Origin of the sequence: Corynebacterium aurimucosum (genome assembly GCF_046895345.1) — a bacterium.
Lineage (GTDB): Bacteria > Actinomycetota > Actinomycetes > Mycobacteriales > Mycobacteriaceae > Corynebacterium > Corynebacterium aurimucosum_G.
In genome coordinates this window covers 1,966,965-1,983,864 of the sequence record NZ_CP160096.1, presented here as the reverse complement: position 1 = coordinate 1,983,864, position 16,900 = coordinate 1,966,965, and the positions used below count along the sequence as shown (strand labels likewise).

Sequence of the window (16,900 nt, the reverse complement as noted above, 5' to 3'; positions counted from 1 at the left end):
CACCACTACCCCGGGGATTTGACCTATGCGGGTGTTAGTGGTTTCCATTACAGTTGGGAGAGTGGCCGGCTTTAATACCGAACGTTTCCTGAAGTACTCTTTCGAAAACATCCCCACTCGTCCTGCTCTTGCGCTTAAGGAGAGCTCGCGCCCCGATTCACCCACCACTTCGAAGGTATGTGGCACCCCCTACCTTCCGGAGCACGCGCCCTACCCGTATTACGACGGCCGGCCCATGCTCTTCATTGCCCAGTTCAATTTCTCTGAGCTCGAGCAGCTTCCGGGGTTCCCCGCGACTGGGCTTCTTCAATTATTCGTGCCTGATAGTGATTATTGGGGTGACTCTCGGATGGTGCCGGACTCGCAGGATTCGCGCCAAAAACCCACCCCGTTCGCCAGGTATTTCGAAGACCTTTCTGCACCGCATGTGGGCGAGATGCCCGAGGAAGAGATCCTGGATTCATGCGATCATCCAGCTCCCGAGCCATTCGATCCCTTCATGATCGATGGAGTTCGATTCGACCAGAAAGTCAATTTCACCACCCACGAGTTTGGCCGTACTATTTTCGACCCGAAAGGTCCCCATACCTTGCTAAGGAGAGGCCGGGATTACGTGGATATTCACACGTATGAAGGAAAACTTGTTTCACGTTGGGTAATCGGAGGGGAGACGACTTTCGAGCAACCCAGCCGCGATGGTCAAGGATCGATGAAAGACGCGTTTGCCGCGGCTGTCGCGCGCGCAGAACAACAGGGCTTTACTGTCGATCCTCACGCCGATGATTACCTGGAACCCATTGGCGGTGGGGATGCAAACGGATCCTCGCTCGGTGGATACGCAATTTTTTGGAACCCGGTCCTCTTCGATCCGGCTGATCCTCGAATTACGCTCGCGACAATAGACCAGGATGGCCCTTGCGAATGGGGCGACGCCGGGGTTGGAAACTTTTATATCCATCCCGATGACCTGGCTGCGCGCAATTTCGATCGGGTCGAATTTGCCTGGGATTGCGGATAAGACCTGCGTGCGGTTTCGCAGCGATCACTTTTGCTTGCGCCGGTAATAGACCTGGCGGCGGACATGCGCGACGACGTCGCCTTCCTCATCGATGATGTCCACGTCGAACCAATGCAGGTATTTCTCGCCGTTGGCGGTCTTCTCCTCGATGAGCGCGTAGGTCTCCTCGGGGATGCGAATATCGGCGGTGACCGTGCCACGGCCGGGCTTGAGGAACTTAATCTCACCAGCGGCATCCCAGATGCGGTACTCCTTGCCCAGGCGGTGCATGGAGGCGAGCATGAAAAACGGATCCGTCATGGCGGAAAGAGTGCCGCCGAAGGCAACGCCCATGGCGTTCTTGGTCAGCATGTTTGGTGTGTGGCTGACAATGACGCGGGTTCCATCATCAGCGAATTCCTTGATCTTTATGCCAGCTCCCAAGAAGGGTGGCCAGAATCCCATAAAGCGCTTGAGCTGGCGTGCAGTGAAGTGGGCCATGAGGATAGCTCCAGTTGATTGGTGGGACAGGAAGCGATCTTTCTGATGAATTGCGACATCATTTTAGTAAACCTCTAGTCCAACCTGTTTCCTTCAGGCGGGGACAGGTAGCGCACTGGATACAGGAAAAAGTAGTGCTAGCGCTAGTGCCTTTCGCTCTTGTGGGAAACACAATGTAGGGCATGAAGAAGCTTGTGGTGGGCATGATTGCCGTGGTGGCCGTGATTGTGGTGGCGTTCGTCGGGTTTGTGGGATTCATGCAGTGGGTAGACACAGACAGCGTGACCGGTGATGACGGCGTGGCTTACGGATACAGCGCTGAGGCAGGTGGCCCGCTGGAAGCATCGTTTGCAGGCGAGGGGCCGCACGAGGTTGGCGTTCGGCGTGACGGCGACGTGACCATCGCGGCACCGACTGGCGCGGGACCGTTTCCTGCGGTGGTCATGGCCAATGGCACGAACACGCCGTTGAGCAGCTACCTGCCCGTGGCGGAGCACCTGGCAAGTTGGGGCTTCGTGGTCGTTGGTGATGAGACTCCCAACACCGAAATAGGGGAGAATGTCGTGCACTTAGTTGAGCGATTGCCGGAACTGGATCCCCGAGTAGATCGATCACGGGTCGGCATTTTCGGGCACTCACAGGGCGGTGCAGGTGCCATCAACGCTGCGGCCCACGTGGAGGTAGCAGCTGTGTATGCGGCGAGCCCGGCCTCCCACAAAGTGGCACAGTCCAATGACTGGGATTACACCACCGCGGACGTCAAGGCACCGCTGTTCTTGATGACGAGCGATGGCCGTTCAGACCGCTGGTTTGTCAGCCCGTGGGAAGACCTGCAGGAGAACTATGAATCGGCTGGTGGTCCGGCGGTCATTGCTCGTCGCCTAGGTGCGGACCACAAGGATGTTTTAGAGCTCGGGGACGGCTATGCCACCGCGTGGTTCCGCTTCATCCTCACTGATGATCCTGACGCCCAAGACGTGTTCGTTGGCACCTCACCAGCGGGCGCCGGTGAGCTAGCTCGCAACGCGCTTTGGGACCGAGTGGCCACCCGCGGCTGGTAACTCGCGGGGCCTTTCGGCATACCACGCGGTGTACCTAACACGCTAGAAGGCATCTGCGCTCACACACCCTACGGAGGAAGTGCGGTTCACAAAAATTGGTAGCCCTGATAAATTTCAAGTGAATTGTCAATTGGGCTGTGCCTTGCCAGCCCGTACAAACAGAATCGAATGAGTCATGCAGACAGAGGCGAAAGGCCACGTCGAGGGCCTCTACATCGATGAGCGCTTCGAGCTGCGCGCTGGTGCCGTCACGTTCGGGGAGAATATTGAGGGCATAGCGCTTGGCGACGCCCCCGCAGCCGAGGCCGCCTGGCGCGCCGGGGACCCGGATGCGTTGCTGTGGGTGCCCGGCTTCGTGGATCTGCACAACCACGGCGGCAACGGCGGGGGATTCCCCAACGGCGATTATGAGCAGTGCCTGGCCGCCGCCCGCTTCCACCGTGCGCAGGGGACGACGACGCTGCTGGCCAGTATGGTCTCCGGGACGCAAGAAGAACTGTGCGCTCGGGCGGAGCTTTTGGCTCAGCTGGCCGAAGAAGGCGAGATCGCCGGCATCCACATGGAGGGTCCCTTCATCGCGACGGCCAAGTGCGGCGCGCAGGACCCTTCGCGCATCGTGCCGGGCGACCCGGACTTCTTCCGCGCAGTCATCGCCGCGGCCCGCGGCCACCTGCGTTCGATTACCTTTGCGCCGGAAACGGAGAACGTCGACAAGCTGCTCGCTGTGTGCGCGGAGCACAGCATCATTGCCAGCCTGGGCCACACCGAGGCCGATTACGACACCACGCTGAAGGTTATCGCCCAGGCCAAGGAGCTCGGCGTCACCGTGACTGGCACGCACCTGTTTAACGCCATGCCGCCCATCCACCACCGCGCGCCGGGCACGGTCGCGGCTTTGCTCACCGCGGCGAAGGCGGGGGATGCGTCCGTCGAGCTCATCGCCGATGGTGTGCATCTTGTCGACGGCACCGTGGACATGGCCCACAGCCACCGCGCCTTCGCCGTCACTGATGCCATGGCGGCTGCCGGCATGGCCGATGGTGCTTATGAGCTAGGCTCGCTGCCCGTCACCGTGAGCGGGGGAGTAGCGCGCGTGCCCAGCGGCGCCATCGCGGGTGGTACGTCCACCTTGGCCCAGCAATTCGGCAGCTTTGCCACACGTCATGGTCTGGGCGAAGCGGTGCGTTTTACTTCCACCACGGCCGCCGATGTGCTGGGGGAGGCGGATCTAGGCCGAATCGCGGTTGGTGCACGCGCCAACCTGGTGGGCCTCAATGCCCAGCTGAAACCGGTGCGCGTCATTGTCGGTGGCACTGAATTTATAAACTTTTAAACAAGACTCTCACTCACATCAGAAAGGCAGATTATGGACATCCTCATTCGCTCCACCCCAGCCGAGGTCGCTGCCGCGGCCGCCGATATCCTCACACGCTACGCCAACACCTCAGCCACCCTGGGGCTGGCCACCGGTTCCACCCCGGTGGCCACGTACAAGGAGCTCATCGCCCGCCACGAGCGCGGCGAGGTCAGCTTCGCGGGCAGCCATGCATTTCTTCTCGACGAATACCTAGGCCTTAACCCCGAGCACGAGCAGTCCTACTACGCCACCATCCGCCGTGACTTCACCAGCCACGTCGATTTTGATGATGCCCTGGTCAAGAGCCCAGAAGGCAGCGCTGCCGACCCCGTGGCAGCCACCGCCGCCTATGACCAGGCCATCCGGAATGCCGGTGGCATCGATATCCAGTTGCTCGGCATCGGTGCGAATGGCCACATCGGCTTCAACGAGCCCTCGAGCTCCCTGACCTCGCGCACTCGCGTGGTGGCCCTGCACCCGCAGACTGTGCAAGATAACTCCCGCTTCTTCGACAACCTAGAGGAGGTTCCGCGCCACGCGTTGACGCAGGGCTTGGGCACGATTAGCGAGGCCCGCCACCTGCTCCTCATCGCCACCGGCAGCAACAAAGCCAACGCGGTGCAAGCGATGGTCGAAGGACCGCTCTCAGCGCGCTGCCCTGGTTCGGTGCTGCAGCTGCACCCGCACGCAACCGTGATCGTTGATGAAGCCGCTGCCGCCCTCTTGGAGGACCGCGAGTACTACCTCTTCGCGGACCAGAACCGCCTGCGTTAAAGCTCCTTTTTCTAATTCCATAACTTCCCTTCTCGAAAGGACGTTTCAGACATGAAAATAGATGTCATGGGGCCGCTGCAGCGGCTCGGAAAAGCCCTCATGGGCGCCGTGGCGGTGCTGCCCGTCGCGGCGATCCTCAGTGGCCTTGGCTACTGGATTTCCAGCGCCGCCGGCCCGGATAACCTCGCCGCCCAGCTGCTGATTAGCTCCGGCGATGCGGTCCTGGCCAACCTGGGCTGGATCTTCGCCATCGCCATTGCTTTCGGCCTGGCCAAGGATTCCAACGGTGCTGCGGCACTCTCTGGTTTCTTGGCCTTCGCCACCTTCATGAAGCTGCTCGGCCCCGACGCCGTGGCCGGTTATCGCGGCATCGAAGACCCCACCGCGCTGACCGGCGATGAGGCCCTGGAATGGGCTTCGGAAGGCTGGAACGCCGTGGGCGGCGGCAACGTCCTCTTCGGCATCCTCGCCGGCATCATGGCGGCCTGGGTGTATAACCGCTTCCACGGTACCAAGCTGCCGGACTTCCTGGCCTTCTTCTCTGGCCGGCGCCTCGTGCCGATTCTTACCGCCATCATCGCCATGGTGATTTCCGGCATCCTCTACTTCGTATGGCCGTTCATCTACAACGCGCTCTTCAACTTCGGTACCTCCATCCAGGGCCTGGGTGCGGCGGGTGCCGGTATTTATGGTGTGGCTAACCGCCTGCTCATCCCGACTGGCCTGCACCACGCGTTGAACTCCGTCTTCTGGTTCGATGTCATCGGTATCAACGACATCGGCAACTTCCAGGCCGGTCAGAAGACCATCGAGGCAGCCGCTGCCGCCAGCTCCGCTGCTGACTGCCCGGGCATCTGGGCCAACGGTCAGTGCACGGTCGAGGGCGTCGTCGGCCGCTACCAGGCGGGTTTCTTCCCGGTCATGATGTTTGGTCTGCCGGGCGCGGCACTCGCCATGTACCTGCGCGCGGATAAGAACAAGCGCAAGGTCGTCGGTTCCCTGATGGCTGCTGGTGCCCTGGCATCCTTCTTCACCGGCGTGACCGAGCCGCTGGAGTTCTCCTTCATGTTCGTCGCCCCGCTGCTTTACGTGGTGCATGCACTGCTGATGGGCCTGTCCGTCTTCATCGCTTCCACCATGGAGTGGACCGCTGGCTTCGGTTTCTCCGCGGGCTTCGTGGACATGCTGCTTTCCTCGCAGAACCCGCTGGCTAACAAGTGGTACATGCTGCTGGTGATGGGCGTGGGCTTCTTCTTCCTCTACTTCATCATCTTCTACTTCCTCATCGGCTGGCTCAACCTTAAGACCCCGGGCCGCGGCGAGGACGAAGCCGACAACGTGGAGGATTCTGCTACCGGCGATGACAAGACTGCAGCTGATGCTGCCCGCATCATCGAGGGCCTCGGCGGCAAGGACAACATCGACTCACTGGACTACTGCACCACGCGCCTGCGCGTAGGTGTGAAGGAGCGCGCGCTTGTCGATGACTCCGTGATCAAACGCGCCGCCGTTTCCGGCGTCATCCACCCCTCCGAGAAGAGCGTCCAGGTCATCGTGGGCCCAGCCGTGCAGTTCATGTATGACGAGGTCAGCCATCAGCTGCGCCACGGCTCCCCGGCCCTGGCCACGACTGGTGCAGCGAGCGCGGCTGGAGCTGCGGGGGCTGCAGCCAGCGTACCGGCCGGCTCCAGCGCCAAGAGCGTCAGCAGCGATGTCGCAGACGTCGACGTGCACGCCCCGTTCGCGGGTGATGTCGTCGAGCTCTCCCAGGTCCCGGATGCCTCCTTTGCCCAGGGCATGGTGGGCGAAGGCTTCGCCGTTATGCCTGATGCCGTCGATGCCTTCGACGTCTGCGCCCCCGTAGACGGAACCATCACCATGGTCTTCAAGACGCGCCACGCTTTTGGCATGAAAACGGCAGACGGGCTGGACCTCCTCATCCACATCGGTATCGACACCGTGGAGTTGAAGGGTGAAGGCTTCACGGCCTTGGCCAAGAAGGGCGATACCGTCACCGCCGGCACGCCGATCATCGCGGTGGAGGCGCAGAAGTTGCGCGAGCGCGGCGTCAACCTCATCACCCCGGTGGTGTGCCCGACGGCTAAGCAGGTCGCCGGAGTCGACATCGCTCGCGAGGGTCATACCCAGCCAGGCGAGGTCGCAGCAACCGTCAAGCGCAGCAGCTAAACTGACCCCTGGCTCAGCCCAGGAATAAAACTGCCCTAGTTGACAACACCAGCGGCGCTCCATGCGGTGAGGAGCGAAGGTTTTGGCAACTCGGGCAGTTCTGGCTCGGAGGGTTCTACGTCTTGAGAGGAATAGGCGTGGGCTAGTCGGTGTGGCTTAGCAGGCGCGGTACCACTTTGCCCGTGGCATTGCGCGGCAGCTTGTCCAAGAAGTGGACGTCGCGCGGCACGGAGTGGTCGGCGAGGTTCTCGCGGACCCAGGTGCGGATGCTATCGGCAGTCACGGTCTTGCCCAGGGCATCGCGCGTGGTTACGGCCCACACGGCGATGCGCTGGAAGGTGGTCTCATCCTCCACGCCGCCGGCGTGCACCTCCGCGATGCCCGGCATGGCCTCAAGAACCTCCGTCACCGACTGCGGGTGCACGTTCTCACCACCGACGATGATCATGTCATCCGCGCGGCCCACCACGTGCAGGTAGCCATCGGGGTCGATATAGCCCAAGTCCCCGATGGAGATCAGGCCATCAACCTTGTGGAGCGGAATCTTCGGGTTGGTATAGCCAATGAGCGCAGTGGAATTAGTCAGGTAAATCTCGCCGACCTCGCCGCGCGGGACCTCATTGCCTTCCTCATCCAGGATGCGCAGCTTGGTGCCGGAGGCAATCTTGCCGCCGATGGTGGGATCCTTAGCCACCTCTTCCATGGTGGCCGTCGATGCCAGTGCTAGCTCCGTGGAGCCATAAACATTGCAGAGAATCGGGCCGAATCGCTCGTGGGTTTCCTTGACGATCTCCGGGGTCAGCGCGTGCCCGGCGGAGGCAATGAACTTCAGGCTCGAGGTATCAAAGCTGGAATCCGGGTCCACCTCAACCATTTGGCGGAAGAAGACGGGGGAGGAGAGTAAGCCATCGAGCTGGTAGCGCTGGATATCATCGAGCGCGGCCGCCGGATCGAAGACGCGGCGGGTGACAATGGTATTGCGCAGGCCCAGGGCGATGTTGAGGCAGGCCCAGCCCCACGTGTGGAAGATGGAGGCGGTCATCTGCACCTTCTGGTCCCCGCGCCACGGCACCGCATCCACGATGGAGGCAACTACCACCGGCAGCGTGGGCTCCGGGCGCATAATGCCTTTAGGGATGCCCGTGGTGCCGGAGGACATCAGCACGATATGCCCGTGCTTGGGCCAGGTGGGAAGCTTCTGCTTTTCGACGTCCCGCGGGTTCTGAACAATCTTGCGCAGCGATGCCGCCTGCGCCAGCTCAGCGGGAATCTCCTCACCGGACTCGTGGCCAATGACCACGTGCAGGCCGTCAATGGGGCTAGCATTATTGGTGGGACTAGGACCGTCGGTGGGGGCGAGGCGGTCGATGAATTCATCGTCGATAACCAGCACGTTGATGCGGTTTTCCTCGATGCAGCCGGCAAGCTGCTCGGGGGAAGAACCAACGTTGAGCAAAAAGATGTGTGCCCCCGCATAGCCCTTGGCGGCGAGCGGCGTGATGATGCCGCGGCCATTGCGGGCCATCACGCCGAGGCGGATCTCCTCGAGCCCCAAAGAATGCAGCCAGCGCGCGAAGGTGCGGGAGTGATCACGCAGTTGGTGGTAGGTGAGTGCCCCGTCATCGTCGATAAGCGCAAGGCGTTCCGGGCAGGTCAGGTAGGCCTGCTCCACTTCGCGGGCGGTGGTGAAGCGGTAGCGCGCGAGAACCGGTGCCGTCAAGGCCACCGCCCGCGGGCCGCCGGCGGGGCTAATGAGGCCTGCGCGGAACAGCGAGGGGATAAAACGCCCGAGGGCAGCGGCGTGAAAGGTTACATCAGAAAGCTTCATAAGGTTCTCATCGAAAAGAGGGGAAAAGAGGTTACGGGGACGGCAGACTCGCCACAATCAAAACGACAACCTGTTACAGGTGTTGCTATTGTTACATAAGCTGCAACCGCTAGCGTAGTCTATTATGGTTTCGGTCTAGAACATACTCTCTTGGAAGGACATTAGTCACGTGAAGTCTACTCAGCGCATTGCCACCCTCTGCGCCGCCCTCCTCGTGGCGGTTGGATTGGCCCAAGCTCCCCAGGCTGTTGCCGGCGAGCGAAACCTCGTTGCTTTTGGTGATTCCGTGCTCGCGGATCCGCAACTGGATGTGTATCTGTCCTCGCGATTGGGCTCTTCTCAGCGCAACCCGAGCTTGAACTGCCCGTCCGGCAATAACTACGCCAAGCGCACCGCCGCCAAGCTGGGCATGCCGGTGGCGGATTTCTCCTGCTCAGGTGCTGTGTCCATGTCTCAGGGGCCACAGGTGAATGCACAGATCGACGATGCCATTCGTCGCGGCGCGCTCAGTGCGGACACCCAGCGCGTGCTCTTTTCCAGCGGGTTCAACGATACGTATAACAACGCCGGGCTTTCCGACGGTGACCTGCGCGCCCGCTGGGTCGGCGCCAATGCACCGCTGATTCACAAGATCCGTGCGGCAGCGCCCAATGCCCGCATCCAGATCGTGGGTTACCCGACCATTGGCTCGGGTGACCGCTACTGCCTCCTCCACTTTGGTCCGAAGCCGGCCGATGCCACGGCCCTGCCGATGGTGCAGCGCTATGAAAACGTCGCGCAGTGGATGCAGGTGGACCTGGCGCGCGCTACCGGAACCGAGTTCGTGGACATGAAGCCGATGACCTGGGATCGTGGCATGTGTGCCGACGCCGACAAGCGCCTGTGGGCAGGTCTGGTGGACTTCTCCGCGGGGCCGGGCAACCTGCCGCTGCACATTAATGCGCGCGGTCACGAGTTTGTGGCCAACCACCTCGCTAGCTTCTAGAAGCGCGTTTTTCTGACTTTTAGGCCCGGGCTACGTTGCCCGGGCCTTTCGCGTACCCTCGCGGACATGACTGTTAATGAAAATCTAAATGAAAATAACTCTCAGCAAGGCTCGGAGGTTGTCCGCGGCGTGATTGCGCGCGCCAAGGGCGAGCCCGTCGAGACCGTCAACATCGTCGTGCCTGCTCCTGGCGAGCACGATGTCGTGGTCAAGATTCAGGCCTGCGGCGTCTGCCACACCGACCTGGCTTACCGCGATGGTGATATCGAGGATGCCTTCCCGTTCTTGCTCGGGCATGAGGCGGCGGGCGTCGTCGAGCGCGTGGGCGATGCCGTCACCCACGTCGAGGTCGGGGACTTCGTGGTCCTGAATTGGCGCGCGGTGTGCGGCGAGTGCCGCGCTTGTAAGAAGGGCGAGCCGAAGTACTGCTTCAACACCCACAACGCCTCCGCGAAGATGACGCTTGCTGAAGGCGATGCAGACGCTGGAACCGAGCTCAGCCCGGCGCTCGGCATCGGCTCCTTCGCCGAGAAGACCCTGGTCCACGAAGGCCAATGCACCAAGGTCAACCCGGAGGCAGACCCGGCGGCCGCGGGCCTGCTGGGCTGTGGCGTGATGGCCGGTTTGGGCGCTGCTGTTAATACCGCGGACGTTGAGCGCGGCGAGTCTGTCGCGGTTTTCGGCTGCGGTGGCGTGGGCATGGCGGCTATCGCCGGCGCGGTGCTGGCGGGTGCCTCCAAGGTTATCGCCGTGGACCTGGACCCAGACAAGCTGGAGCTGGCCAAGAAGTTCGGCGCTACCCACACTATTGCGTCGAAGGACAAGTCTGAGGACGAGGTCATCGAGGCAGTCCGCGAGCTTACCGATGGTTTCGGTACCGACGTGGCAATCGATGCCGTGGGCATTCCTGTTACCACCCGCCAGGCCTTCTACTCCCGCGACCTGGCCGGCCGCATGGTCATGGTGGGTGTTCCGAACCTCACCAGCCGCTTCGACATTCCGGCCATCGACTTCTTCGGCCGCGGCGGATCGCTCAAGTCCTCCTGGTACGGCGACTGCCTGCCAGAGCGCGACTTCCCCATGTACGTCGACCTCTCCCTGCAGGGCCGCTTCCCGCTACAGGACTTCGTCACCGAGCGCGTTGGCCTGGACGACGTCGAGGAAGCCTTCGCTACCATGAAGGCTGGCAAGGTACTTCGATCCGTAGTGGAGCTGTAAATGATCATTGAACAGTTTGTAACCTCAGGAAAGTTCCGCCTGGATGGCGGTGAGTGGGACGTGGACAATAACGTCTACATCCTGGCCGCTGGTGGCGCGTCAAGCGACGCCGAATGCTACATCATCGATCCTTCCCACGACGCCGAGCGCGTCATCGAAGAGGTAGGACAGCGCACCGTCAAGGGCGTTATCCTCACTCATGCGCACAACGACCACTGTGAACTCGCACCCCAGGTGGCTGAACACTTCGGTGTGTCCGTGTACCTGCACCCGGATGACCGCCCGCTGTGGGAGGAAACGCACAAGGATGCGAACTTCGTGCCGTTGGAGGACAACCAGCTCTTCACCGTCGGGGATAGCGATGTCGTGGTCTTCCACACGCCGGGTCACTCGCCGGGGTGCGTGGTGCTCTACATCGCGGACGAGGCCACGCTGCTGTCGGGAGATACCCTCTTCAATGGCGGGCCGGGTGCCACCGGCCGCAAGTACTCCGACTTCGACGTCATCATCGAGTCCCTGCGCAACCGCGTGCTAAACCTCCCGGCGGAGACCCGCGTCCTGCCGGGCCACGGCGATGAGACCACCATTGGTGCGGAGGCCGCGCGCATCGACGAGTACATCGCCCGCGGTTACTAACCCTTAAACCTTGGCCTAGAGCTAAGCTCTAGGCCGTCCTCGGTCGGCCCTAGGCCGGCGTGCGGGCCGCTTTCACTCCTACTGCCACCGTGGCAGCGAGTGAGAGCCCAAACCATACCCACGCATCCGCCACGCCCTCGCTGAAGGCGCGGGCTTTTTCCTGCACTGCGAACTGCGCATCCGTGCTTAAGACCGCGGGCAGGGTTGCGCTGCCATAGCTTACAATGAACAGCACCCCGATGAGCACGAAAAATGCGCCCGACACAATGGAGAGGGTATTCGTGCGCACGGGACCGAGTGCCACCTCGCGCCCGCGCAGCCAGGACCACGAACCTACATCGAGGCGCTCCCACAGTGCGGCCAGCACAAAGAGTGGTGCGGCCATGCCTGCGGCATAAGCCACCATGATGAGTCCGCCATAGAGCGCGCTGCCGGACGCTGCGGCCGTGGTGAGAACAGCGCCCAAGAGTGGGCCCGCGCAAAAGCCCGCGAAGCCATAGACCGCGCCGAGCAGAAATACCCTTCCCCGCGCCTTACCGGACAGGGCATCCATGCCAGGAATCCGGAAACCGCCGCCCAAGGCGGTAAAGATTCCCAGCGCGATGATGATCCAGCCGGCAACCGTGATGACCTGGCTGCGGTATTGCGCAAGAAGGGCGGCTAGGCCCATGCCGATGGGCACGAGCGTGGTGCACAGGCCTAGAAAGAAGACCAGGGTTTTGAACAGCAGCTGGCGCTGGGACTCAAAGGCATAGGCAAAGAAGGCTGGCACCAACAGCGCTGAACAGGGGCTGATCAAGGTCAGCACACCGGCGATGACGGCGCCAAAAACTCCGATACTCATACGCTCACCCCTAGTGCATAACCGCCTAAGAATGCGGTCAAGATAACCAGTGCGATGAAGACCCACACAATCAGTGGTGGTTTAGGCATTGGCCGCCTTTCCCAGCTGCTCCTGGATGACCTGCTCGAAAACCTCAGGCGGCTGTGCGCCACTGACGAACTGATCTCCCACCACGAACGCCGGGGTGCCCGTAATGCCGATCTGGGAAGCGTAGCTGGTGGCCTTCTCGATGACCTCGGTGTAGGTATCATCCGTGGCCTGCTGGCGGAACTTGTCCAAGTCCGCAACACCGGCCCTCTCAGCGAACTTCATGAAATCTTCGATGCCGAATTCTGGGTGGCCGTTGATGTCCTTGCTAGCGGTGTAAAGCTCGTGTTTGAACTCGTGGAACTTACCCTGCGCCGCGGCGGCGCGTCCGGCCTTGGCGGCCTCGATGGCGGCGGGGCCGTTAACGGGGAAGTCATTCCACTCGATGCGCACCAAGCCCTTGTCCACGTACTTCTTCAGGAGATCCGGCTCGGTGACATTAGCGTGGCGGGAGCAGAACGGGCACTCGAAATCGGAGAATTCCGAAATCACCACGGGCGCATCCACCGCGCCCACGGCGAAAGGATCGTCCTCTTTCTTGCGGTGCACGACTGTGATATCCCCGGTCTTGATATCGCCGCCGGGGCCGAAAATCATCGGGTCACCCTTGCCGTCGGCGAATTTCGTGCCGGGTGTGGCCTTGTCAGCGTCCTTCGTTAGGTCTTCGGTGGGTGCCGTGCTCGTCGCGGTCTCCTGCGCTGCGTGAGTTCCTTCATTGTTGGAAGAAGCACGTTCCGCCAGCAGGAAACCAATGATGATGGCCAGAATTACAATGATCACCAACAATCCCCACGCCACGGGGCTGATGGTGGATAGCGCTGATTTCTTCGAATCACTGGTGGGGCGAGAGGATGAACTAGGCATGCGATTACCTTAACGCGTCTGGGCTCGTTTGGGTGATGGCGGCTCCTGACACAGGGCGAGAGACGCTTAAGCACGTCCTGAAACTGGGCGAGGAGGCTTAAGCACGTACGGATCGATCAAATAAGGCTCCAGATCCCGTTGGTTTTCGGTCCTTATTTGATCGATATGTACCTCGGTCTCAGCTCTCTTGCGCAGCGGCTAGGAGATAACGGCCATAGCCGGACTTCAGGAGGGGCTCGGCCAGCTCGGTGAGTGCGGCGGCATCGATGAAGCCTTCCTCGAAGGCAGCCACCTCCGGCGAACCAATGACGGTGCCGGTGCGCTTTTGCATCACCTCGACGTAGGCGGAGGCCTCACTCATGGAGTCCACCGTGCCGGTATCCAACCAGACGTCACCGCGCTGCATGCGTTTGACGCGCAGCTGCCCGCGGCGCAGGTACTCTTCGTTCACGGCAGTGATTTCTAACTCCCCGCGTGCGCTGGGCGTGATCGACTTGGCAATCTCCACCACGGAATTGTCGTAGAAATACAAGCCCACCACGGCGTGGTTGGACTTGGGTGCATCGGGCTTTTCCTCGATGGACAGGGCTTGGCCGGATTCATCAAAGTCAACAACACCGTAGCGCTGCGGATCGGAGACCTCGTAGGCAAAGATGATGCCGCCGCCTGGGTGACTGCACTCATTCAGCGCCGTGGAGAAGCCGTGTCCGTCAAAGATGTTGTCACCCAAAACGAGTGCCACGTCGTCGTCACCGATGAAGTCTTCCGCGATGAGGAAGGCCTGGGCCAAACCTTCGGGGCGGGGTTGGACCGCATAGTGCAGCAAGAGGCCAAGCTGGGAGCCATCACCGAGCAGGCGCTGGAAGGCGGCCTGGTCTTCTGGAGTAGTGATGATGAGGATCTCGCGTATGCCGGCCTGGATCAGGGTGGTCAGGGGATAGTAGACCATCGGCTTGTCATAGATGGGCATGAGCTGCTTCGAGATGCCCTTGGTGATGGGGTAGAGACGGGTCCCAGAACCGCCTGCGAGAATGATGCCCTTCATGGGCTTCAAGCTTAACGGAGGGGGCTCGCGCCGGGGTGCGGCGGCGCGAGCTGGCGAACATAACACTTAACTTCCCACATAACATAACACCTGGGAAGTTAAGTGGTATGTTGAGTGTTATGCCGGGTAAAGCCCCAGGTAGAGCGCCAAAGCGGCCCGCCAATTCATCGGTTTAAAGCCAGTGGCTTCAATCTTGGACAGGTCGAAGGTGGACTCCTTCGGGCGGGGAGCTTCGGGTCCGGCGATCTCGCGGTACTGCTCGGTGCTTACTGGCGTGACATTGGCGGGATCCTGGCCCACGCCGGTGAACACGGCCATGGCAATCTCATCGCGGCCCACCACATCACCGGAGTTGGAGATGTTGTACACGCCGTAGGCGGATTCGGTCTTGAGCAGGTGGATGATGCCCTTGGCCAGATCCTCGGCGAAGGTGGGGCGGCCGCGCTGATCGTGAATGACGGAAGGGTTGACCCCCTTATTCGCCAGCGAGCGCATCGTGGCCATGAAGTTTGCCCCATCGCCAAAGACCCACGAGGTGCGGATGACGTAATGGCGCGGTGCGGTTTGCGCAGCGGTATCGCCCGCGGCTTTCGACGCCCCGTAAACCGAGAGCGGGGAGGGTAGCTCATCTTCGGAGTGGATCTCGTGGGAGCCGTCAAAGATGTAATCGCTGGAGACATGCACCAAGGTCAGGTTGTTCTCCGCCGCAATGCGCGCGAGCTTCGCCGGGGCGGAGGCGTTGACGTCCCAGGCCGCAGCGCGATCGTCCTCCGCGCCGTTGACATCGTTGTAGGCCGCGCAGTTGATGATGGCGGAGTACTGCTTCCACGCGCGGGCAGGCGGATTGGTGATGTCAAAGTCTGAGTGGAGGCAGAACTCCACTGGCCCGAGACCGGCAGAGGGCAGGAATTTCTGCAGTGCGCGACCCAGCTGCCCGTTGGCCCCGGTGACCAGGATGCGGCGAGGGGGCATGGGGGAGACGTCGGCAAGCGCGGGGTGCTCCCGGTCCTTGTCGGAGATCTCCGTGGGTGCCAGCGGCCAGTCCACCATGTTGAGGCTGACGCAGGTGTACTCCGCGTCCGGGGACCAATGGTCATTGACCAGGTAGGAGTAGGCGCAAGCCTCCAGAGCCTGGAAACCATTAGCCACGCCGCGCGGCACGAAGACCGCCACGTCCTCGCGCAGCTCGTGGGTCACCAGCTGCCCATAGGTGGAGGACCCCTCACGCAGGTCACACCACGCGCCGAAGGCGCGGCCGGAGGCCACCGAGACCAGCTTGTCCCAGGGCTCAGCGTGCAACCCCCGAGTCACGCCCTTCTCCGCATTGAAGGAGACATTATTCTGCACCGGTTGGAAGTCCGGTAAACCTGCCGCCAGCATCTTTTCGCGCTGCCAGTTCTCTTTGAACCAGCCGCGGTTATCGCCGTGGACGTCGAGTTCCACAATGAGCAGGCCTTCGATGGCCGTTGACTGCACCTTCATGGTTTCTTTACTGTCCTTGCTTTGCGTAGTTGGCTTCGACTTCTTCCTTGCCTGGGCTCCACCAGTCCTCGTGTGCGCGGTACCACTCAATAGTGGCGGCTAGGCCTTCGCGCAGATCTGTATAGCGCGGGCTCCAGCCCAGCTCGCGGCGCAGCTTGCTGGCATCCATGGCATAGCGCTGGTCATGGCCCGGGCGGTCCGCCACGTGCTCAAAACGTGCTTGGCCGTCATCCATCGCGCCCATGAGCTCACAAATCATCTCGATGACCTGGCGGTTGTTCGTATCCTCCTGATCGGCGCCGATGTTATAGGTCTCACCGATGCGCCCGCGGTCCAGGATGGCGAGTACGGCCTCATTGTGATCATCCACGTGAATCCAATCCCGCACCTGCTCGCCGGTGCCATAAAGCTTGGCCGGCTGGCCCAGAAGCAGATTGGTGATCTGTCGCGGAATGAACTTCTCAATGTGTTGGTAGGGGCCGTAATTATTGGAGCAATTCGAAATGGTTGCCCGCAGCCCAAAGCTGCGTACCCAGGCACGCACCAGGTGATCGGAGCCGGCCTTCGTGGCCGAATAAGGCGAAGAAGGGGTATAAGGAGTCGACTCCGTGAAGTAGGTATCCGCACCAATCTCCAGGTCCCCAAAGACCTCATCGGTGGAGACATGGTGGAGGCGCACATCGTGGCGGCGGCAGGCCTCCAGCAGCACGAAGGTGCCCATGATGTTGGTGTGGAGGAAGGGCGAAGGATCCCGCAAAGAGTTGTCATTGTGGGATTCCGCCGCGAAGTGCACCACGGTATCCGCCTGGGACACGAGCTTGTCGACGACCCCCTCATCCGCCACGTCCCCCACCACGAGCTCGGCGTCTACGCCGTCGAGATTGGCGCGATTGCCCGCGTAGGTGAGTTTGTCCAGGACGGTGATTTCCACCTCCGGGCGCTGCTCGGCCACGAGCCGCACGAAGTTTGCACCAATAAAGCCGGCGCCGCCGGTAACAAGCAGTCTGCGCATGGTCTCCCAGTTTAGAGCATGC

At 61.5% G+C, this 16,900-nt stretch carries 15 protein-coding genes; 8 read left to right on the top strand and 7 right to left on the bottom strand.

What is annotated here, in order from left to right; genetic code table 11:
• The first annotated feature begins 61 nt into the window (after positions 1–61).
• Positions 62–1,018, top strand: a complete 957-nt coding sequence (locus ABZS45_RS09370; RefSeq protein ID WP_412099593.1) for a DUF1963 domain-containing protein — start codon at positions 62–64, stop codon at positions 1,016–1,018.
• A gap of 24 nt (positions 1,019–1,042) precedes the next feature.
• Here ABZS45_RS09370 and ABZS45_RS09365 read toward each other — a convergent pair whose 3' ends face one another.
• Positions 1,043–1,498, bottom strand: coding sequence for a DUF4442 domain-containing protein (locus ABZS45_RS09365; protein WP_412099592.1), 456 nt, complete (start codon positions 1,496–1,498; stop codon positions 1,043–1,045).
• 182 nt (positions 1,499–1,680) lie between these two features.
• On the opposite strand from ABZS45_RS09365, the gene ABZS45_RS09360 reads away from it, so the two are divergent.
• The 4 genes from ABZS45_RS09360 to nagE all read left to right on the top strand — a co-directional run bounded on the left by ABZS45_RS09360 (position 1,681) and on the right by nagE (position 6,877).
• Complete coding sequence (locus tag ABZS45_RS09360) at positions 1,681–2,559, top strand: hypothetical protein (RefSeq protein WP_412099591.1); 879 nt, start codon at positions 1,681–1,683, stop codon at positions 2,557–2,559.
• Positions 2,560–2,734: 175 nt separating this feature from the next.
• Complete coding sequence (locus ABZS45_RS09355; protein ID WP_412099590.1) at positions 2,735–3,892, top strand: N-acetylglucosamine-6-phosphate deacetylase; 1,158 nt, start codon at positions 2,735–2,737, stop codon at positions 3,890–3,892.
• A gap of 33 nt (positions 3,893–3,925) precedes the next feature.
• The gene (gene nagB / locus ABZS45_RS09350; protein WP_412099589.1) at positions 3,926–4,690 is read left to right on the top strand and encodes a glucosamine-6-phosphate deaminase; all 765 of its coding nucleotides are present in this window, start codon (positions 3,926–3,928) and stop codon (positions 4,688–4,690) included.
• 51 nt (positions 4,691–4,741) lie between these two features.
• Positions 4,742–6,877 carry an N-acetylglucosamine-specific PTS transporter subunit IIBC gene (gene nagE / locus ABZS45_RS09345; protein ID WP_412099588.1) on the top strand — a complete coding sequence of 712 codons (2,136 nt, stop codon included), beginning with the start codon at positions 4,742–4,744 and terminating at the stop codon, positions 6,875–6,877.
• 142 nt (positions 6,878–7,019) lie between these two features.
• On the opposite strand, the gene ABZS45_RS09340 is transcribed toward nagE, so the two are convergent.
• Positions 7,020–8,705 (bottom strand): AMP-binding protein, encoded by a 1,686-nt coding sequence (locus tag ABZS45_RS09340; protein ID WP_412099587.1) that lies wholly within the window; start codon positions 8,703–8,705, stop codon positions 7,020–7,022.
• A 169-nt stretch (positions 8,706–8,874) separates the two neighbouring features.
• Here ABZS45_RS09340 and ABZS45_RS09335 point away from each other — a divergent pair, with 169 nt between their 5' ends.
• The 3 genes from ABZS45_RS09335 to ABZS45_RS09325 all read left to right on the top strand — a co-directional run bounded on the left by ABZS45_RS09335 (position 8,875) and on the right by ABZS45_RS09325 (position 11,544).
• Complete coding sequence (locus tag ABZS45_RS09335) at positions 8,875–9,690, top strand: GDSL-type esterase/lipase family protein (RefSeq protein WP_070444067.1); 816 nt, start codon at positions 8,875–8,877, stop codon at positions 9,688–9,690.
• A gap of 66 nt (positions 9,691–9,756) precedes the next feature.
• On the top strand, positions 9,757–10,908 hold the full coding sequence (locus ABZS45_RS09330) for an S-(hydroxymethyl)mycothiol dehydrogenase (RefSeq protein ID WP_412099586.1): 1,152 nt from the start codon (positions 9,757–9,759) through the stop codon (positions 10,906–10,908).
• The gene (locus ABZS45_RS09325) at positions 10,909–11,544 is read left to right on the top strand and encodes an MBL fold metallo-hydrolase (protein ID WP_412099585.1); all 636 of its coding nucleotides are present in this window, start codon (positions 10,909–10,911) and stop codon (positions 11,542–11,544) included.
• Between the two features lie 49 nt (positions 11,545–11,593).
• Here the strand turns inward: ABZS45_RS09325 and ABZS45_RS09320 are convergent, their stop codons facing one another.
• The 5 genes from ABZS45_RS09320 to rfbB form a co-directional block, all read right to left on the bottom strand.
• Positions 11,594–12,388, bottom strand: a complete 795-nt coding sequence (locus ABZS45_RS09320) for a cytochrome c biogenesis CcdA family protein (RefSeq protein WP_412099584.1) — start codon at positions 12,386–12,388, stop codon at positions 11,594–11,596.
• 81 nt (positions 12,389–12,469) lie between these two features.
• Complete coding sequence (locus ABZS45_RS09315; RefSeq protein WP_412099583.1) at positions 12,470–13,339, bottom strand: thioredoxin domain-containing protein; 870 nt, start codon at positions 13,337–13,339, stop codon at positions 12,470–12,472.
• A gap of 178 nt (positions 13,340–13,517) precedes the next feature.
• Positions 13,518–14,384 (bottom strand): glucose-1-phosphate thymidylyltransferase RfbA, encoded by an 867-nt coding sequence (gene rfbA, locus ABZS45_RS09310; RefSeq protein ID WP_412099582.1) that lies wholly within the window; start codon positions 14,382–14,384, stop codon positions 13,518–13,520.
• Between the two features lie 117 nt (positions 14,385–14,501).
• Positions 14,502–15,866, bottom strand: coding sequence for a sugar nucleotide-binding protein (locus tag ABZS45_RS09305; RefSeq protein ID WP_412099581.1), 1,365 nt, complete (start codon positions 15,864–15,866; stop codon positions 14,502–14,504).
• A gap of 7 nt (positions 15,867–15,873) precedes the next feature.
• Positions 15,874–16,878, bottom strand: coding sequence for a dTDP-glucose 4,6-dehydratase (gene rfbB / locus ABZS45_RS09300; protein ID WP_412099579.1), 1,005 nt, complete (start codon positions 16,876–16,878; stop codon positions 15,874–15,876).
• Positions 16,879–16,900: the final 22 nt, after the last annotated feature.